This window comes from Pseudomonas sp. B21-041, from assembly GCF_024748675.1.
Taxonomy (GTDB): Bacteria; Pseudomonadota; Gammaproteobacteria; order Pseudomonadales; family Pseudomonadaceae; genus Aquipseudomonas; species Aquipseudomonas neuropathica.
Genome location: NZ_CP087175.1, coordinates 6,159,763 through 6,174,265, shown reverse-complemented (window position 1 = coordinate 6,174,265; position 14,503 = coordinate 6,159,763). Strand labels below are relative to the sequence as shown.

Here is a 14,503-nt window from a genome sequence, read left to right as displayed (position 1 = left end):
GGTTACTCCGGCAGCAGGCTTTCGCCGGCAAACAGCTCGGCCACGGTTTCGCGGCGGCGCACTTCAAAAACCTGAGCACCGTCTACCAACACTTCGGCAGCACGGCCACGGGTGTTGTAGTTGGAACTCATCACAAAACCGTAGGCGCCGGCCGAATGCACGGCCAGCAGATCGCCTTCGGCCAGGGCCAATTCACGGTCCTTGGCGAGGAAATCGCCGGTTTCGCAGATCGGGCCGACGATGTCGTATTTGCGCGCAGCGGTGTCACGCGGTTTGACTGCGGTGACGTCCATCCACGCCTGATACAGCGCCGGGCGGATCAGGTCGTTCATCGCCGCGTCGACGATGGCGAAGTCCTTATGTTCGGTGTGCTTGAGGTACTCGACCTGCGTCAGCAGCACGCCGGCATTGGCGACGATGAAACGGCCCGGCTCGAACACCAGCGCCAGGTCACGTCCGTTCAAGCGCTCGCGCACAGCCTTGATGTAGTCGGCAGCCAATGGCGGCTCTTCATCGCGATAGCGCACGCCCAAACCACCACCGAGATCGATGTGGCGCAGGTGAATGCCGCAGTCGCCCAGACGGTCGACCAGATCCAGCAGGCGATCGAGCGCATCAAGGAACGGTGGCAGGGTGGTCAGTTGCGAACCGATGTGGCAGTCGACACCGACCACTTCCAGGTTCGGCAGATGCGCGGCGCGCACGTACACGTCTTCGGCGTCGGCGATGGCGATACCGAACTTGTTCTCTTTGAGACCGGTAGAAATGTACGGGTGGGTGCCGGCATCGACGTCCGGGTTCACGCGCAGCGAAACCGGGGCGCGAACGCCCAGCTCGGCGGCGACCACTTGCAGGCGCTCCAGCTCGTCGGTGGATTCGACGTTGAAGCAGTGCACGCCGACTTCGAGGGCGCGACGCATGTCGTCACGGGTCTTGCCGACACCGGAGAAGACGATCTTGTCAGCGCTGCCGCCAGCGGCCAGAACGCGTTCCAGCTCGCCACGGGAAACGATGTCGAAACCGGCACCGAGACGGGCCAGGACATTCAGTACGCCGAGGTTGGAGTTGGCCTTGACCGCAAAGCAGACCAGGTGCGGCATGCCGGCCAAAGCATCGGCGTAAGCCAGATACTGAGCTTCGATATGCGCGCGCGAGTACACATAAGTAGGCGTACCGAAACGATCGGCGATGGCGGACAGCGCCACACCTTCCGCGAACAGTTCCCCGCCACGGTAGTTAAAAGCGTCCATGGCGATCCCTTATTGGTAAACGTCGTGCTTATGTGCTTTGGACGGTTGCTTCTGCGAAGACTGGGCTTGCTCGGCCGGGTCCTGATCGTCATCCGGCAGGTACAGCGGGCCTTTTTGACCACAGGCCGAAACGAGGCAGGCAACCGCGACGAGCGCAGCAAGGGAAGAGATCAGGCGCTTCATGGCGAAATCCTTGAAAATGCGTTAATTGCGCCGGAGTATACCGGCCACCCGGCGGCTTGCCTATGTGATGGCCTTCCCGTCCGGCGGGGCTTGCCCGTGAGCACTGGTAACCCTGTGTGAGCGAGCCTGCTCGCGATGGCGGTGTGTCAGGCAACAATAATGTTGAATGTGCCGGCCATTCGCGAGCAGGCTCGCTCCCACAGGGTTGGGTGTTCGATGCCCTGACCGGTGCTTGGTCGTTAATCTTTGCAATCGGCCGGCAGCGTCCGTATCTTTCGGCGCTTGAGCCTGATCAGACATTTTTTGAGGTTGCCGCAATGAGTTTGTCCGAAGCCCGTTTCCACGATCTGGTCGATGAAACCCAGGAAAAACTGGAAGACATCTTTGACGAGAGCGACCTGGACATCGATCTGGAAAGTTCGGCCGGTGTGCTGACCGTCAAGTTCGAAAACGGCTCGCAGCTGATCTTCAGCCGCCAGGAGCCGCTGCGTCAGCTGTGGCTGGCAGCGGTGTCCGGTGGTTTCCACTTCGATTACGACGAAGAAAGCGAGCGCTGGATGTGCGACAAGAGCGAAGAGCAACTGGGCGAAATGCTAGAGCGCATCGTCAAGCAGCAGGCTGGCGCTGAATTCGATTTCGAAGGTCTGTGATTCCGTGACTGACACCGCTCCCGTTCGTCCACCGAAGCCGCTGTACAGCAACATCAGCCCGGCCGTGCCTTCGCCGTGCAGCGGCGTTTGCCGATTGGATGAGCAGAAGGTCTGCCTCGGCTGCTTCCGCCATGTCGAAGACATTCGCGAATGGCGCTCGGCAGACGATGACCGGCGACGTGTGATTTGCGCGCAGGCGTCTCAGCGCAAACAGTGCGGCGGGGCGTGACTTGTATATTTTTTGAGCTGTGATAGTGTCCGAACACGCCTCAACCCATCGAGGCCTGGTGAAAACCCCGTCTTTTTTGGCGGGGTTTTGCTTTTTTTGTGTGCAGAAGAAAGGAGTCTGCCCGGATCATGACCGCACCTTCCATCACCCTTACCCGTCTGGACGTGCAACGTCTGGAGCGCCTGATCGACAGCCTGGATGACACGCTGCAGGGCGTGATTGCGCTGCAAACCGAGCTGGATCGCGCCGACACCGTGGTCGGTCACGATGAAGTGCCCGCCGATGTCGTGACGATGAATTCCCGTGTGCATTGCCGCGAAGAAGGCAGTGGCAAGGATTACCACCTGACGCTGGTCTATCCGAAGGACGCCAACGCCGATGAAGGCAAGATCTCGATCCTGGCTCCGGTCGGCAGCGCGTTGCTGGGCCTGAAAGTCGGTCAGCACATTGACTGGCCGGCACCCGGTGGCAAGACCCTCAAACTGACTTTGCTGGAAGTCGAATCGCAACCGGCCAACGGTGGCGCGTTTCCCGAGTAACCCGCCTCAGACCTGTTCGAGTGCCTCGTTCAGGGCGCGCTCCAGATCAGCCTTGTAGCGCAGATACAGATTGCTTGAACTCTGCCGTCACCGAGCAGGCCCGAAAGGTCGAGGTCGGTGATGTAGCAGCGATAGCGTTCGCTCTCGCGGCGCTGCTCGACGATCTCCCGGGCGACCACGCTGAACAGCTGGTCGCCATGTTCCAGTTCGCTGAATTCCCGTTGATTGCAATACAGGGTGACCTGCACTTCGCCCGGTGCGGCTTTGCCGACGATCGCTTGCACGTCGTAGAACGGCTTGTTCACTGGCGTCTGCGGTGCCGGCCGCGCTTCGACCCGGCGCGCGCGCCCCGGACCTGAAGGCAATAGCTGGTAATACAAAGTGTCGAGACGGCCGTCGGGACCGGCGTCCATCGGCAGCACGGCTTCGCGGCGAAACAGAATCGATTGCAGGAAGCGCTGCAACGGCACCAACAGACTCTGCTCGTCGTGATAGGGCAAATGTTGCTGCCACAGCGCGTTGAACTCATCCAGCACGTACAGCTCGGCCTGCTGCTCGGTGATCCGATAGAACACTTGAATGCACTCCGGCTGGCCCATCGGCAGGATCAGTGCAAGGTCGTGATCTTCCAGTGCCATGGGATCCAGGTGCAGCGGACTGTAGCGCGGCTGTTCTTCGCCAAGGTAATCGAGCAGGGCCGGAAGGGTGGCAAGCGCCACATGGTTGACCTGGCCCGGCACCAATTCCAGCACGTGATAATGCTGCTGCACCTGAATCAGGTAGCGATGGTTCAACTCGCTGAGCAACAGGTTCTGCGCGGTGTCGATGATTTCTTCAACGCGACGGGCAATGAACTGCGCGCGGTTGTGGCAGAAGCAGCGTACCTTCAATGACGGCTGCAACGGCCCGCGCGGCAGGTTGTTGAGGTAATCGCGTAGGCAGTCGAGCAGGGCATGCGGGCCGTCGAAGCGGTTGACCAGTACTTCGTTCCAGCTATTGAGCGTGACCTGATCCAGCGTCAGCACGAGGTTTTCGCGCACTCCGGCGTAACTCAGCGAGTCGGTACGCTCGGTGGTCATCAGGATATTCAGGTCGCGGTGATGCTTGAGCGGGTCGACGCCGACGTTGACCAGAATCAGCACTTCGCTTGGCACCGCTGCACGCAGCAACGGTTCTTCCGCGACGGTGGGCAAGGGCAGGGCGATGCACTGTTGCAGGCTGCCGAGCAGGTTGAACAGCTCGAACTCGCTCAGGTCGCTGGTGCCGGGATGCAGGGCCAGGCGGGTGCTGCTGTCGATCACGCCGTTGCGGTGGCACCAGGTCAGCAGCTCCAGTAACTCGCGGCTGCGCTTGATCGGTGCGAAGTGTTCCCACTCCAGTGCGGTCAGGCTGCCGTTATACAAGCCCCACTGGGTTTGTCCCGGTTCCTTCTTGTTGCGCGACTGCACCAGGGTCAGGGTGTCTTCGGCCAGATCCGGGGCGATGCCGGGGTTGATGAACTCGACCTTGTCGGCCTTGCGTTCGAAGGCTGCGTAGAGCCGGCGCCCCAGCACATTGAGATCGCGTTTATTGATCAGGCTGACGGTTTGTTCTGTGCGGGCGAACTGGGTCAGGAAGCGGTAGCTGTAGTTCAGCTCATTGACCAGTGCGCGACGCTCGGCGCTGACCTGGCGGACTTTCCACTGGCTGCGGCTGTCGAGCAGCGTCAGTTGTCGCTGATCCCAATGCCATTCGCTGGCCAGTCGTTCCAGCAACGTGCGTTGCCAGCTCTGGGTGCGGCTGTTGCCAGTGAGCTTGCGGTTGACCTTCAGGTACAACGCGCGACGAACCAGCTCCAGCCGTTCCGGCTCGTTGCGCGCGGTGAGGTATTCCTCGATACGCCGGTACACGACCATGTACGGATCCAGTTCATCCAGATCCAGCTGGTTGGCGAACACGGCTTTTTTGAAGCGCAGGCTCAGGCACTGCACCTGCGGGTGTTCGCTGGCGTAGACCTCGGTCAGCAGCAGCTTGAGCACCGATTTATAGGGTGACTCGATGCCCTTGAACAACTGCCACAATCCGGCGCCGATGAACTCGCCCGGCGGAATCCGCGCCAGATGACCAAGGTCGAGGGTTTCGTCGGCGCGGATAAAACGCTTGGACAGCAGGGTGTGGGTGTAAAGGTCGTACGCAGTTTCTTCGTAAACCGGCACCAGCCACCAGATCGGTGTGCGCCCTGCCAGCCAGATTGCAGTGCGATAAAACTCGTCGAGCAGCAGATAGTGCTGAGTGCTGCCGCAGTTTTCCGAGCTGAGCTGGGTGTCGCGTTCGCCTTTGACGAAGCGCTCCGGGTCGATCAGGAAAAAATGCGCTTCGGCGCCCTGACTCGCCGCCCAGGCTTCCAGCAGCTGGCATTTTTTGCGCAGTTCGGCAAGCTCGCTTTCGTTCAAGTCCGGCGCGTGGCAGACCCACACGTCCATGTCACTCTGATCGGCTTGCGCCAGCGTACCAAGGCTGCCCATCAGGAACAGGCCGTGAATCGGTCGCGGCGGATTGCTGCCGTGACGCGGTTTGTACGAAAACGAACGAGTCAGACGCTGTGCTTCGGTCAGCACGTTGGCGTCGGGCTCGTAATTCGACAGGCCGGCCGGCGTGCTGCCCGACACGTAGCCCGGCAGCAGCGGGTGATTAACATGAAAGAACAGCGGCAACAGCGTCAGTACGCTTTGCTGGCGTGTCGACAGCCCTTCAAGGGCACGACCGAGGCGGCCTTCATTGAGTTTGAGAAAACGCGCGCGCAGCTGGCTGAGTACCTTGCGGTCGATGCCTTCGTCCAGGTCGGGGCGGATTTCGTGGGTGCGCGTCATGTCAGCTCAAACCGGCTCGCAAGCTCGGACGAAGAGGGTCTCGGAATGGGAGGCAGTTTAGCCTTTGCGCAGCGGGACTTTTAAGCTGAATTTGTTTTTTGACGTCAGATTTCTATCGCGGATGGCCGGGCAAGCCCGCGGAAATCCCGTGGCAGGAGTTCCCGTGGGCGAAGTCAGGGGGAATCAGGCGGTTTCCTGCTCTCTCAGAATGGTCAGCACGGTTTGCACACTTTGTGCGGCATCGCGACCGAGGCTGGTCAGATACCCGCCATCGGGCTGGTCGGTCAGTTCTTTTTCAAAGAGGCGTTTGGCGGCGGCGATGTGTTTCGGGGCAGCGGTCTGATGAATTTTCAGACCTTCCTGGGAACTGTCCAGGTTGAAGAGTGCGAGGACTTCCAGTTCGGCAACCAACTCAGGGGTAAGCGACATAAGGACTCCAGACTTTCTAGGAATTGGACGACAGCGTCCCTAAGGTGAACCCGCTTTTGCGGCATGTCCAGTGCTCAGATCAGGGATTTTGTCTTGAGGCGGATTGCAGTGTAGTCGGGAGGCGGGAGTTGGCTGGATGGATGGGTGACAAATTGTGTGGGAGCGAGCCTGCTCGCGAAAGCGGTGTGTCATTTAGCGTTGTTTTTGCTGATGCACGGCATTCGCGAGCAAGGGGATGTGTTTGGCTTACTGCTTTTCTGGCGGTAATTCCGGCAAGGCGCGCAGCGCCGCTTCGTACCATTCGGTATTGAACGCACGGTCTTCATCGAGCATCGCGTCGATTTCGTAAGCCAGCACGTGAGCCATCAGATTGAGGATTTCTTCGCGCTCGACACCCACCAGGGTCAGCTTGTTGAACGTCGCTTTGGCGGCCGGCGGATTGTCGCTTTCGATCTGGTTTTCGATGGCTTCGATCAACGTCGCTTCGGTGAACTCTTCTTCGTCGTTGTCATTGTCGATGTCTGTCGGCTCGCTCATGGCAGGCTCCTCATGGAAAGGCGCCAGTTTACCCGCATTCAGTGGCGTGATGCTGCTGGCGGGAAAGGCTTGAGCGATCTATAAACAGGCACTGCCCACCCCGCACGGCCTGGAGGCTATGTGATGTTCAAGCTCTACGGATTCTCAGTCAGCAACTACTACAACATGGTCAAACTGGCACTGCTGGAAAAAGGCCTGCCGTTCGAAGAGGTCACGTTCTACCCGACGCAGACACCGGAGTCTCTGGCCATCAGCCCGCGCGGCAAAGTGCCGGTGCTGGGTGTAGACGATGGTTTTATCAACGAAACCGCGATCATCCTCGAATACCTCGAACAGACCCAGAAAGGCACGCCGCTGCTGCCGAGCGATCCGTTCCAGCGCGCGCAGGTGCTGGCGATTGCCAAGGAAATCGAGCTGTACATCGAGTTGCCGGGACGCGCTTGTTACGGCGAGGCGTTCTTCGGCATGACCCTGCCGGAGGCGATCAAGGAAAAGACCAAGACTGAATTGCAGCTGGGTTTCGCCGCGCTGGGACGACACGGAAAATTTTCTCCGTACGTGGCGGGCGACAGTATGAGCATTGCCGATTTGTATTTCCTCTACAGCGTGCCGCTGGCCTATGCGGTCGGGCAGAAGCTGTTCGGGATTGATTTGCTGGCGGAGATGCCGCAGGCGAAGGCGCTGCTGGAGCGGTTGGAGCAGAATCCGCATGTGCAGAAGATCGCGGCAGACAAGGAAGCTGCGATGCCGGCGTTTTTGGCGATGATCGCTGCCAAGAAGTGAGTTTTATAGCGCTCTGAAGGAAGCCTTCGCGAGCAGGCTCGCCCCCACATTTGGATTTTTGTTGAACACAAAATTTGTGGCCGACAAAAATCCCCTGTGGGAGCGAGCCTGCTCGCGAAGCTTTTGGCTTTTGGCCTTTAGCGGCTAGCGATCAGCGCCTGACCGCGCACCACCGCTGCCTTGACCTGCGCCGGCGCAGTGCCGCCGATATGATCACGGGCATTCACCGAGCCTTCCAGGGTCAGCACGGCAAACACGTCCTGCTCGATCTGATCACTGAACTGACGCAGTTCTTCCAGGCTCATCTCGGCCAGATCCTTGCCAGTGTCGACGCCGTACTTCACCGCGTGACCGACGATTTCGTGGCAATCACGGAACGGCAGACCACGGCGCACCAGATAATCTGCCAGGTCGGTCGCGGTGGAGAAACCGCGCAGCGCCGCTTCACGCATGATCGCGTGTTTCGGTTTGATCGCCGGGATCATGTCGGCAAAGGCACGCAGCGAATCGCGCAGTGTGTCGGCGGCGTCGAACAGCGGCTCTTTGTCTTCCTGGTTGTCCTTGTTGTAGGCCAGCGGTTGGCCTTTCATCAGGGTCAGCAAACCCATCAGTGCACCGAACACACGGCCGGTCTTGCCACGCACCAGCTCCGGTACGTCAGGGTTTTTCTTTTGCGGCATGATTGAGCTGCCGGTGCAGAAGCGGTCCGGCAGATCAATGAACTGGAACTGCGCACTGGTCCACAGCACCAGCTCTTCGGAGAAGCGCGACAAGTGCATCATCGCGATGCTCGCGGCCGAGCAGAATTCGATGGCGAAGTCGCGATCGGAGACGTTGTCCAGCGAGTTGCCGCCAACTGCGTCGAAGCCCAGCAGTTGCGCGGTGTATTCGCGGTCGATCGGGTAGGTGGTGCCGGCCAGCGCGGCGCTGCCCAGTGGCATGCGGTTGGTGCGCTTGCGGCAGTCGACCAGACGCTCGTAGTCGCGGCTGAGCATTTCGAACCAGGCCAGCATGTGGTGCCCGAAGGTCACTGGCTGCGCGGTCTGCAGGTGGGTGAAGCCCGGCATGATGCTCGCGGCTTCGCGCTCGGCTTGCTCCAGCAGGCCTTTCTGCAGGCGGGTGATCTCGGCGAGGATCAGGTCGATTTCGTCACGCAGCCACAGGCGGATGTCGGTGGCGACCTGGTCGTTACGGCTACGGCCGGTGTGCAGCTTTTTACCGGTAACGCCGATGCGGTCGGTCAGGCGTGCTTCGATGTTCATGTGCACGTCTTCGAGGTCGACACGCCAGTCGAACTGGCCGGCCTCGATTTCGCCCTGAATGGTCTTCAGGCCGTCGATGATGCTGTCGCGCTCGGCATCGGTCAGCACGCCGACCTTGGCCAGCATGGTGGCGTGGGCGATCGAGCCCATGATGTCGTGGCAATACAGGCGCTGGTCGAAAGTGACGGAGGCGGTGAAGCGGGCGACGAAGGCGTCGACGGGTTCACTGAAGCGGCCGCCCCAGGACTGATTGGTCTTGTCAGTGCTCATGAATTCGCTCGTATCGGCTTGAAGAAAGAAGGCGTGAAACGCTGGCGCGGATAATAACAGGGTTGCCAATACTGTCGCTGACACTGGTCGATACGTTTTTTTCTCATTGCGTCAGCCATAGTGGCCGCTGGTGCTGGGAGATTTGCACAAGGATATTTTTCGATTGAGCAATATCGGCCCGGCGAGCGTCTACAGTTGGACATAAGGGTCGACGCGGCTCTGGATCGCGCAAAGGTCTGGCCGGCGACTATAAGAAGAGGGGGTGGGTGTTTTGTCCTTCGGCAAACCCCGTGAGAAACGCAGGAAACAGCGGGCTTTGAGCAGTACGACCCGGACACTGGCAAATATTGCTGGCCGACGTACGGCACTTTTTGGCGCTCGGGCTAGTCTTAGCGTGGATCGCGGTGACGGACGTCACTTCACCTGTCTACGCTATCCTTGTGCGAGACTCACGCAGGAATCCAGCGCAATATGAATGTCCTGATCGTTGATGACGAACCACTGGCTCGCGAGCGCCTCAGCCGAATGGTGAGCGAGCTCGAGGGTTATACAGTTCTGGAGCCCGGCGCCACGAATGGCGAAGAGGCGTTGGCACTGATCGACAGCCACAAGCCGGATATCGTGCTGCTCGATATTCGCATGCCGGGTCTCGATGGCCTGCAGGTTGCTGCCCGTCTGTGCGAACGTGAAACGCCGCCGGCCGTGGTGTTTTGCACCAGCCCCGATGAATTTGCCGTGGAAGCCCTGCAGGCCAGCGCCGTGGGCTATGTGGTGAAACCCGTGCGAACCGAACATCTGCATGACGCCCTGAAACGGGCTGAACGTCCCAATCGGGCGCAACTCTCAGCCCTGACCCGTCCCGCTGCCGAAAGTGGCAACGGCCCGCGCAGCCATATCAGCGCCCGAACCCGCAAAGGCATCGAACTGATCCCGCTGGATCAGGTGGTCTACTTTATCGCCGACCACAAGTACGTGACCCTGCGCCACGAGGCCGGTGAAGTGCTGTTGGATGAGCCGCTCAAAGCCCTCGAAGACGAATTCGGCGAGCGCTTTGTGCGTATCCATCGCAACGCGCTGGTCGCCCGCGACCGCATCGAACGTCTGCAGCGTACGCCGCTGGGGCATTTCCAGCTGTTTCTCAAGGGTCTAAATGGTGACGCGCTGATCGTCAGTCGTCGGCACGTGGCCGGTGTGCGCAAGATGATGCAGGGCCTGTAACCCGGTCATTCCGGACAGCTCCAGCTCCTTTTTACCAGGCACTGCGGGCCAGGGAGGCCGCGCCGACTCTGATTCAAGTCAAAGTGGATTTGGCTGAGCTGTTATTATCCGCCGTATCTATTCAGTACGGATTGATCCATGTCCTCTCGCGAAATCCGCATCGCCACCCGTAAAAGTGCGCTTGCCCTCTGGCAGGCCGAATACGTCAAAGCCCGTCTTGAAGCGGCCCACCCGGGCCTGCTGGTGACGCTGGTGCCCATGGTCAGTCGCGGCGACAAACTGCTCGATTCGCCACTGTCGAAAATCGGTGGCAAGGGCCTGTTCGTCAAGGAACTGGAAACTGCGCTGCTGGAAAACCAAGCCGACATCGCCGTCCACTCGATGAAAGATGTGCCGATGGACTTCCCGGAAGGCCTCGGCCTGTTCTGCATCTGCGAGCGTGAAGATCCGCGTGATGCCTTCGTTTCCAATACTTATGCCAGCCTGGAAGCATTGCCTGCCGGCAGCATTGTCGGTACGTCGAGTCTGCGTCGTCAGGCACAGTTGCTCACCCGTCGTCCGGATCTGCAGATCCGCTTTCTGCGCGGCAACGTCAACACCCGCCTGGCCAAACTCGATGCCGGTGAGTACGACGCGATCATCCTCGCCGCCGCCGGCCTGATCCGCCTCGGCTTCGAAGATCGCATCACTTCGGCGATCAGTGTTGATGACAGCCTGCCGGCCGGTGGCCAAGGTGCAGTCGGCATCGAATGCCGCAGCGCCGACACCGAAATCCACGCCTTGCTCGCACCGCTGCATCACGCCGACACCTCGTCGCGTGTGACTGCCGAGCGTGCTCTCAACAAACATTTGAATGGCGGCTGCCAAGTGCCGATCGCCTGCTATGCCGTGCTCGAAGGCGAGCAGTTGTGGTTGCGTGGTCTGGTCGGTGAGCCAAGCGGCGGCAAGCTGCTCAGCGCCCAAGCGCGCGCGCCACGGGCCGATGCCGAAGCACTGGGGGTGAAGGTCGCCGAAGACCTGCTGAGCCAGGGCGCCGACGACATTCTCAAAGCGGTTTACGGCGAGGCAGGTCACGAGTGACCGGTTGGCGCCTGCTGCTGACGCGCCCCGCGGAAGACTGTGCGGCGCTGGCGCAGACGTTGGCTGGGCAGGGCGTTTTCAGTAGCTGTTTGCCGCTTCTGGACATTGTCCCGCTGCCAGTCTCTGAGAAAATTCGTCAGGCGATTGCGCGGTTGCCGCGTTGCAATGCAGTGATTGTCGTCAGCAAACCGGCGGCGCGTATTGCGCTGGATCTGCTCGAAGGTGCATCTGCGCTGACGATGCCGTGGTTCAGTGTCGGCGCGGCGACTGCGCAGATTTTGCTGGATCACGGTCTGGACGCGAGCTTCCCGGCCACCGGCGATGACAGCGAAGCCTTGCTGCAATTGCCGCGTCTGCGTGAGGCGGTCAGCCAGCCCGGAGCGCAGGTGTTGATCTTGCGCGGGGAGGGTGGGCGTGAACTGCTCGCCGAGCGCTTGCGTGAGCTAGGTGCTAGTGTCGAGTATCTGGAATTGTATCGACGCGACCTGCCAGCCTATGCCCCGGATGAGCTGCCACGGCGGATCGAAGCGGAACGCTTGAACGGGCTGGTGGTCAGCAGTGGACAGGGTTTCGAGCACCTGCGCCAAATGGCCGGTAATACCTGGCCGGCCATCGCGTCGTTGCCGTTGTTTGTACCAAGCCCAAGGGTCGCCGAGCTGGCACGTGCCGCCGGGGCTCAAACAGTTGTGGATTGCCGCGGCGCGAGTGCCGCGGCTTTGCTGACGGCGTTGCGGGAGTATCCCGAACCCGTTTTCTAATGCAAAGGATGGATACGTGAGCGAAACAGCCTTGCCAAAAGATGACGTCCAGCCTGTGATTGAACCCCAGGTTGAAACTCCACCGCCGGCCACAGAGCCGCGCCGAGGCAATGGATTGGCCATCGTCGCCTTGTTGCTCGGCGCCGCCGGTGTCGCGATCGGCGGCTGGGGTGTCTGGCAGGTTCGTCACCTGCAGACCAACACTCAACAGCAGTCCGGTGAAGTGCAGGCATTGAACGATCAGGCGCAGAGCCTGAAGCTCAATGAACAGCGTCTGACCGAGCGCCTCGCGCAACTGCCGGGTGCTGACGAACTTGCCGAGCGCCAGCGTCTGGTGACCCAGCTTCAAGGTGATCAACAGCGCCTAAATCAGCGTCTGGAAACCGTTCTTGGCGCCAGCCGCAAGGATTGGCGTCTGGCTGAGGCTGAGCATTTGCTGCGTCTAGCCAGTCTGCGTCTTTCGGCGTTGCAGGACATCAGCAGCGCTCAGGCGCTGGTCCAAGGCGCTGACGAAATCCTCCGTGAGCAAAACGATCCAGGCTCTTTCGCCGCCCGCGAGCAAGTGGCGAAAACCCTGGTGGCGCTGCGCAGTACTTCGCAACCGGATCGCACCGGTCTGTTCCTGCGCCTCGGTGCGCTGCGTGATCAAGTCATCGACCTCACCGAGCTTGCGCCGGAGTACAAGGATCGTGGCGAATCGCTGCTGGGCCTGACTGCTGACGGTGACGGCGCCAGTCGTTGGGCGCAGTGGTGGGATCAGGTCTCGCGCTATATCCGTATCGATTTCAATGCCGACAAGAATGTGCGGCCGCTGCTGGCCGGGCAGAGCCTGAGTCAGGTGCGTCTGGCCCTGAGCCTTGCGCTTGAGCAGGCGCAGTGGGCAGCCCTCAACGGTCAGGCGCCGGTCTATACCCAGGCGCTGGCCGAAGCGCGCGATGTGCTCAAGGGCAATTTCAACCCGGACAATCCGCAAAGCAAAGTGATGCTCGAACAGGTCGGTGAGTTGAGCAAGGAACCGGTCACGGTCACGACGCCTGATCTGGCCGGCACGCTGAGTGCGGTGCAAGCCTACCTTGAGCGGCGCAACGTTAACGCCGAAGAGTCGGTGAAACCCTTCGCCAAGCCTGCCGCCAACACCGCGCAGGAGATCACGCCATGAAACGCCTGTATGTGATCGTGTTTCTGGTGATCGCTGCGACAGCGGCGCTGGGTCTGGCGATTGCCGAGCATTCCGGTTACGTGCTGGTGGCCTACAAAAGCTTCCGCTACGAGTCCAGCCTGTGGGCGACGCTGGCGGTCATCGCGGTGTTGTGGCTGCTGATCTGGGGGATCAAGGCACTGGTCGAATTGGTCATGGCCTCCAGTGGCGTAGTCAACCCATGGTCGCGCCGCAACCGCAGTCGGCGCGTGCAGGTGGCGATCGAGCACGGTCAACTGGATCTGGCCGAAGGTCGCTGGGCCAGCGCTCAGCGTCACCTGTCTCGAGCGGCTGAAGCCGAGCGCCAGCCATTGCTGTACTACCTCGGTGCTGCTCGCGCAGCCAACGAGCAAGGTCTTTACGAAGAGTGCGATCGTTTGCTGGAGCGGGCGCTTGAGCGTCAGCCCCAGGCGGAGCTGGCCATCGCTTTGAGTCATGCGCAGTTGCAGACTGACCGTGGCGACACCGACGGTGCCTTGGTGACGCTGCAAGCGATGCACGATCGCCATCCACACAATGCGCAGACGTTGCGTCAGTTGCAGCGCTTGTATCAGCAGCGCGGCGAATGGTCGGCGGTGATTCGTTTGCTGCCGGAATTGCGCAAGGACAAAGTCCTGCCGCGCGCCGAACTGGCTGAACTCGAGCGCCGCGCCTGGGGTGAAAACCTCTCGCTGGCTGCGCAACGGGAAGAGGATGGCAGCGTGGGTTTGCAGTCGCTCACGCGCGCCTGGGAGCAGCTCACTTCGGCGCAACGGCAGGAGCCGCCGCTGGTGTTGGCGTACGCCGAACAGTTGCGGCAGTTGGGCGCCCAGGTCGAAGCGGAAGAAGTGCTGCGCACTGCCCTCAAACGCAAGTACGACAGCCATCTGGCCCGTCTCTACGGGCTGGTGCGCGGCAGCGATCCGGCCCGCCAGTTGCAAACCGCCGAAGGCTGGCTGAAGGAGCATCCGAACGATCCAAGCCTGCTGTTGACCCTCGGCCGACTGTGTCTGCAAACCAGTCTGTGGGGCAAGGCACGGGATTACCTGGAAAGCAGTCTGCGTGTGCAGCGCAATCCCGAGGCCTGTGCGGAGCTGGCGCGCCTGCTCGCCCAGTTGGGCGATACCGAGCGCAGCAATCAGTTGTTCCAGGAAGGCCTTGGTCTGCTGGACGAGCGCCTGCTGGCTGCGCCGTTGCCGGTTCCGGCCCATGTCTGAAGTGGCGAGGGAGTTCGCTCCCTCGCTTACCTTTTGTGGCTGAATTTTCCACTTCGTTGAGCGCTTGAGGCA

At 60.8% G+C, this 14,503-nt stretch carries 14 protein-coding genes and 2 pseudogenes; 10 read left to right on the top strand and 6 right to left on the bottom strand.

Features of this window, described 5'->3' with window-relative positions:
• Positions 1–2: 2 nt before the first annotated feature.
• Together lysA and lptM are read right to left on the bottom strand one after the other, a co-directional pair.
• Positions 3–1,250: a diaminopimelate decarboxylase gene (gene lysA / locus LOY43_RS27615; protein ID WP_095049352.1), complete on the bottom strand. Its 1,248-nt coding sequence runs from the start codon at positions 1,248–1,250 to the stop codon at positions 3–5.
• 9 nt (positions 1,251–1,259) lie between these two features.
• Positions 1,260–1,433, bottom strand: a complete 174-nt coding sequence (gene lptM / locus LOY43_RS27610) for an LPS translocon maturation chaperone LptM (protein ID WP_007911098.1) — start codon at positions 1,431–1,433, stop codon at positions 1,260–1,262.
• 317 nt (positions 1,434–1,750) lie between these two features.
• On the opposite strand from lptM, the gene cyaY reads away from it, so the two are divergent.
• From cyaY to rnk, 3 genes are all read left to right on the top strand, one after another.
• Positions 1,751–2,083, top strand: a complete 333-nt coding sequence (gene cyaY, locus LOY43_RS27605; RefSeq protein WP_077575013.1) for an iron donor protein CyaY — start codon at positions 1,751–1,753, stop codon at positions 2,081–2,083.
• Between the two features lie 4 nt (positions 2,084–2,087).
• Complete coding sequence (locus tag LOY43_RS27600; RefSeq protein WP_093429716.1) at positions 2,088–2,312, top strand: DUF1289 domain-containing protein; 225 nt, start codon at positions 2,088–2,090, stop codon at positions 2,310–2,312.
• A gap of 128 nt (positions 2,313–2,440) precedes the next feature.
• Positions 2,441–2,851, top strand: a complete 411-nt coding sequence (gene rnk, locus LOY43_RS27595) for a nucleoside diphosphate kinase regulator (RefSeq protein WP_258708972.1) — start codon at positions 2,441–2,443, stop codon at positions 2,849–2,851.
• A 6-nt stretch (positions 2,852–2,857) separates the two neighbouring features.
• On the opposite strand, the pseudogene LOY43_RS27590 reads toward rnk, so the two are convergent.
• From LOY43_RS27590 to LOY43_RS27580, 3 genes and pseudogenes are all read right to left on the bottom strand, one after another.
• Positions 2,858–5,700, bottom strand: a pseudogene (locus LOY43_RS27590) (class I adenylate cyclase).
• Positions 5,701–5,883: 183 nt separating this feature from the next.
• Complete coding sequence (locus tag LOY43_RS27585) at positions 5,884–6,129, bottom strand: TIGR02647 family protein (RefSeq protein WP_047596728.1); 246 nt, start codon at positions 6,127–6,129, stop codon at positions 5,884–5,886.
• Positions 6,130–6,375: 246 nt separating this feature from the next.
• A complete protein-coding gene (locus LOY43_RS27580; protein ID WP_093429718.1) occupies positions 6,376–6,666 on the bottom strand; it encodes a hypothetical protein in 291 nt (96 codons plus the stop codon).
• A 123-nt stretch (positions 6,667–6,789) separates the two neighbouring features.
• Here LOY43_RS27580 and LOY43_RS27575 point away from each other — a divergent pair, with 123 nt between their 5' ends.
• Positions 6,790–7,449, top strand: coding sequence for a glutathione S-transferase family protein (locus tag LOY43_RS27575; RefSeq protein ID WP_095049355.1), 660 nt, complete (start codon positions 6,790–6,792; stop codon positions 7,447–7,449).
• 137 nt (positions 7,450–7,586) lie between these two features.
• Here the strand turns inward: LOY43_RS27575 and argH are convergent, their stop codons facing one another.
• On the bottom strand, positions 7,587–8,981 hold the full coding sequence (gene argH, locus LOY43_RS27570) for an argininosuccinate lyase (protein ID WP_258708971.1): 1,395 nt from the start codon (positions 8,979–8,981) through the stop codon (positions 7,587–7,589).
• Between the two features lie 334 nt (positions 8,982–9,315).
• On the opposite strand from argH, the pseudogene LOY43_RS28975 reads away from it, so the two are divergent.
• The 6 genes and pseudogenes from LOY43_RS28975 to LOY43_RS27545 form a co-directional block, all read left to right on the top strand.
• A pseudogene (locus tag LOY43_RS28975) lies at positions 9,316–9,456 on the top strand (sensor histidine kinase); the annotation flags it as partial.
• A complete protein-coding gene (locus tag LOY43_RS27565) occupies positions 9,453–10,199 on the top strand; it encodes a LytTR family DNA-binding domain-containing protein (RefSeq protein WP_093429721.1) in 747 nt (248 codons plus the stop codon). The pseudogene LOY43_RS28975 and the gene LOY43_RS27565, both read left to right, overlap by 4 nt.
• A 138-nt stretch (positions 10,200–10,337) precedes the next feature.
• Positions 10,338–11,279, top strand: a complete 942-nt coding sequence (gene hemC / locus LOY43_RS27560; RefSeq protein WP_093429722.1) for a hydroxymethylbilane synthase — start codon at positions 10,338–10,340, stop codon at positions 11,277–11,279.
• The gene (locus LOY43_RS27555) at positions 11,276–12,037 is read left to right on the top strand and encodes a uroporphyrinogen-III synthase (protein ID WP_258708970.1); all 762 of its coding nucleotides are present in this window, start codon (positions 11,276–11,278) and stop codon (positions 12,035–12,037) included. The genes hemC and LOY43_RS27555 overlap by 4 nt, the downstream gene beginning before the upstream one ends.
• Before the next feature lie 16 nt (positions 12,038–12,053).
• Positions 12,054–13,196, top strand: a complete 1,143-nt coding sequence (locus LOY43_RS27550) for a uroporphyrinogen-III C-methyltransferase (RefSeq protein ID WP_095049358.1) — start codon at positions 12,054–12,056, stop codon at positions 13,194–13,196.
• The gene (locus LOY43_RS27545; RefSeq protein WP_095049359.1) at positions 13,193–14,431 is read left to right on the top strand and encodes a heme biosynthesis protein HemY; all 1,239 of its coding nucleotides are present in this window, start codon (positions 13,193–13,195) and stop codon (positions 14,429–14,431) included. Before LOY43_RS27550 ends, LOY43_RS27545 begins: the two co-directional genes overlap by 4 nt.
• The last annotated feature ends 72 nt before the right edge of the window (positions 14,432–14,503 follow it).

What these genes read in the sequence shown, in the direction of transcription:
- hemC (WP_093429722.1), top strand. Translation starts at nt 10,338, where the DNA reads ATGTCCTCTCGCGAAATCCGCATCGCCACCCGTAAAAGTGCGCTTGCC.
- LOY43_RS27575 (WP_095049355.1), top strand. Translation starts at nt 6,790, where the DNA reads ATGTTCAAGCTCTACGGATTCTCAGTCAGCAACTACTACAACATGGTC.
- cyaY (WP_077575013.1), top strand. Translation starts at nt 1,751, where the DNA reads ATGAGTTTGTCCGAAGCCCGTTTCCACGATCTGGTCGATGAAACCCAG.
- lptM (WP_007911098.1), bottom strand. Translation starts at nt 1,433, where the DNA reads ATGAAGCGCCTGATCTCTTCCCTTGCTGCGCTCGTCGCGGTTGCCTGC.
- argH (WP_258708971.1), bottom strand. Translation starts at nt 8,981, where the DNA reads ATGAGCACTGACAAGACCAATCAGTCCTGGGGCGGCCGCTTCAGTGAA.
- LOY43_RS27580 (WP_093429718.1), bottom strand. Translation starts at nt 6,666, where the DNA reads ATGAGCGAGCCGACAGACATCGACAATGACAACGACGAAGAAGAGTTC.
- rnk (WP_258708972.1), top strand. Translation starts at nt 2,441, where the DNA reads ATGACCGCACCTTCCATCACCCTTACCCGTCTGGACGTGCAACGTCTG.
- lysA (WP_095049352.1), bottom strand. Translation starts at nt 1,250, where the DNA reads ATGGACGCTTTTAACTACCGTGGCGGGGAACTGTTCGCGGAAGGTGTG.
- LOY43_RS27565 (WP_093429721.1), top strand. Translation starts at nt 9,453, where the DNA reads ATGAATGTCCTGATCGTTGATGACGAACCACTGGCTCGCGAGCGCCTC.
- LOY43_RS27545 (WP_095049359.1), top strand. Translation starts at nt 13,193, where the DNA reads ATGAAACGCCTGTATGTGATCGTGTTTCTGGTGATCGCTGCGACAGCG.
- LOY43_RS27585 (WP_047596728.1), bottom strand. Translation starts at nt 6,129, where the DNA reads ATGTCGCTTACCCCTGAGTTGGTTGCCGAACTGGAAGTCCTCGCACTC.